Source organism: Moorena sp. SIO3I6, assembly GCF_010672095.1.
On record NZ_JAAHHU010001037.1, the window covers coordinates 1 to 1,760 of the forward strand.

The 1,760-nt window shown below is 47.6% G+C and carries 5 protein-coding genes and 1 pseudogene; 2 read left to right on the plus strand and 4 right to left on the minus strand.

The window, feature by feature from the left end; genetic code table 11:
- Positions 1 to 235, minus strand: a pseudogene (locus tag F6K49_RS45830) (hypothetical protein); the annotation flags it as partial.
- Positions 236 to 315: 80 nt separating this feature from the next.
- Here F6K49_RS45830 and F6K49_RS45835 point away from each other — a divergent pair.
- Positions 316 to 477, plus strand: a complete 162-nt coding sequence (locus tag F6K49_RS45835; RefSeq protein ID WP_293108972.1) for a hypothetical protein — start codon at positions 316 to 318, stop codon at positions 475 to 477.
- On the opposite strand, the gene F6K49_RS45840 is transcribed toward F6K49_RS45835, so the two are convergent.
- Both F6K49_RS45840 and F6K49_RS45845 read right to left on the minus strand, forming a co-directional pair.
- Complete coding sequence (locus tag F6K49_RS45840) at positions 474 to 674, minus strand: hypothetical protein (protein WP_293108975.1); 201 nt, start codon at positions 672 to 674, stop codon at positions 474 to 476. The two genes, F6K49_RS45835 and F6K49_RS45840, sit on opposite strands and share 4 nt — an antisense overlap.
- A 112-nt stretch (positions 675 to 786) precedes the next feature.
- The gene (locus F6K49_RS45845; RefSeq protein WP_293108977.1) at positions 787 to 975 is read right to left on the minus strand and encodes a hypothetical protein; all 189 of its coding nucleotides are present in this window, start codon (positions 973 to 975) and stop codon (positions 787 to 789) included.
- Positions 976 to 997: 22 nt separating this feature from the next.
- Between F6K49_RS45845 and F6K49_RS45850 the strand changes: the two genes are divergently transcribed.
- On the plus strand, positions 998 to 1,186 hold the full coding sequence (locus F6K49_RS45850; protein ID WP_293108980.1) for a hypothetical protein: 189 nt from the start codon (positions 998 to 1,000) through the stop codon (positions 1,184 to 1,186).
- Between the two features lie 257 nt (positions 1,187 to 1,443).
- On the opposite strand, the gene F6K49_RS45855 is transcribed toward F6K49_RS45850, so the two are convergent.
- Positions 1,444 to 1,760 (minus strand): riboflavin kinase (locus F6K49_RS45855; RefSeq protein WP_293108983.1); only part of this gene is annotated, 317 nt, incomplete at its 5' end.

Consider the following 1,760-nt stretch of genomic DNA (forward strand, 5'->3'; position numbering starts at 1 on the left):
CCACACCAGGGATATCTTCGAGCAAGGCATGACCCCCAGCCAATAGGGCCACTATCACTAGACGAATGGCATCTGCTTTACCAACAATCACACGACCGAGATTTTCCTGGAGCTGTTGAATTCGTTGTCTCATATAGCAGTGTTCAATTGGGTGAGGGACAAAGTCTTGGGTTTTAGGGAACAGGGAACAGGGAACAGGGAACAGGGAACAGGGAGCAGGGAACAGGGCAAACATCCCCCTATCTCCTATAAGCTAGCAAGGGTTTTCGGAAAATGGTAATTCACAAGAGTGTGGGGAGATAGGGAGATAGGGAGATGGGGAGATGGGGAGATGGGGAGATGGGGAGATGGGGAGATGGGGAGATGGGGAGATGGGGAGATGGGGTTTATCATACTTATGAGGTTGATGCAAGTTTCTTACCCCGATTCCCGATTCCCGATTCCCGACTCCCGATTCCCGTGAACAGAAACCCCTAAGATTCAGAGTCTTCTTCCTCCATGGGCAGACTTTTATCAAGAAAAATTAAAAACTTCCCATCAGGCATGAGCTGTTTCAGGGTATGGGAATACCTCCTAGCATCAGAAGGGTTCCAGAACCGAGCGAAAACTAATGGTGGCCTGCCTCGCAATAGGCGAATCATGACCCACGGGTGTAAGCTGGGACTATAGGACATAATTGAGGTATCTCCTTTAAGGGGGAGCCAGAGCCAGCCTTCGGCGTGAACATCTTCGGGCTGGCTCTTACTTTTATATCTCCATTTTTATTATATCACAAAAAATCATAAATTATAGCATATTTTGAAAACTTTTGTAAATTTTTGGAGGAGTCGGGAGTAGGGTGTAGGGTGTAGGGTGTAGGGTGTAGGGTGTAGGGTGTAGGGTGTAGGGTGTAGTCGAGTAGGGTGCGTTAGGGGCGGGCTTGCCAGCATGTTCAACCTCGTAACCAATGTTGGGATAGTCCGCACCGTAACGCACCACCAGTCAAACTGATTTTGTGTTGGGGTTTAGCTACGGGATTAGCGATCGCATAACTAATACAGAAGCGTACGCATCACCAATACAGAAGCGTACGCATAAACGAAAGCGCGATCGCATCACCAATACAGAAGCGATCGCATCACCAATACAGAAGCGTACGCATAAACGAAAGCGCGATCGCATCACCAATACAGAAGCGATCGCATAAAGGAAAGGAAAGCGCGATCGCATAAAGGAAAGGAAAGCGCGATCGCATCACCACTACAGAAGCGTACGCATAACTAATACAGAAGCGTACGCATCACCAAGTCGGTTGAGCAACTACAGAATTCTAATCAAGAATCAGTGAGCCTCCCCTAACTCCCTAGTGGGTGATCCCCCCTAACCCCCCTTAATAAGGGGGGAACAAGAGCCAGCTATTGATGTGATTCTTAATTCTTAATTCTTAATTCTTAATTCTCAATTCTACATTCCCCTAAAAAAATCCCTAGCTGCTTGACAGTCTGTATGAATTTGGGCTTTGAGCTGGTCTAGGGAGGAAAATTTTTGTTCGGAGCGGATAAATTTCTGGAGGCTTACGGTTAGGGTTTGGCCATATAAGTCTCCGGACCAATCGAATAGATGAACTTCGACGGTTAAACTGGTGCCTTTGACCGTGGGGCGCATACCAATATTCATGACACCAGGATGGGAAGATAAATTGGTGTCTCGGTGAGAGGGTTCAGGGGTATGGGAGACTTCGACGCAGTAAACCCCGAGCTTGGGTAAAAATTTGTCTGGGG

Excerpts from the sequence above, each read along its gene's own strand:
- F6K49_RS45835 (WP_293108972.1), top strand. The coding sequence starts at position 316 with ATGGGGAGATGGGGAGATGGGGAGATGGGGAGATGGGGAGATGGGGAG.
- F6K49_RS45840 (WP_293108975.1), bottom strand. The coding sequence starts at position 674 with ATGTCCTATAGTCCCAGCTTACACCCGTGGGTCATGATTCGCCTATTG.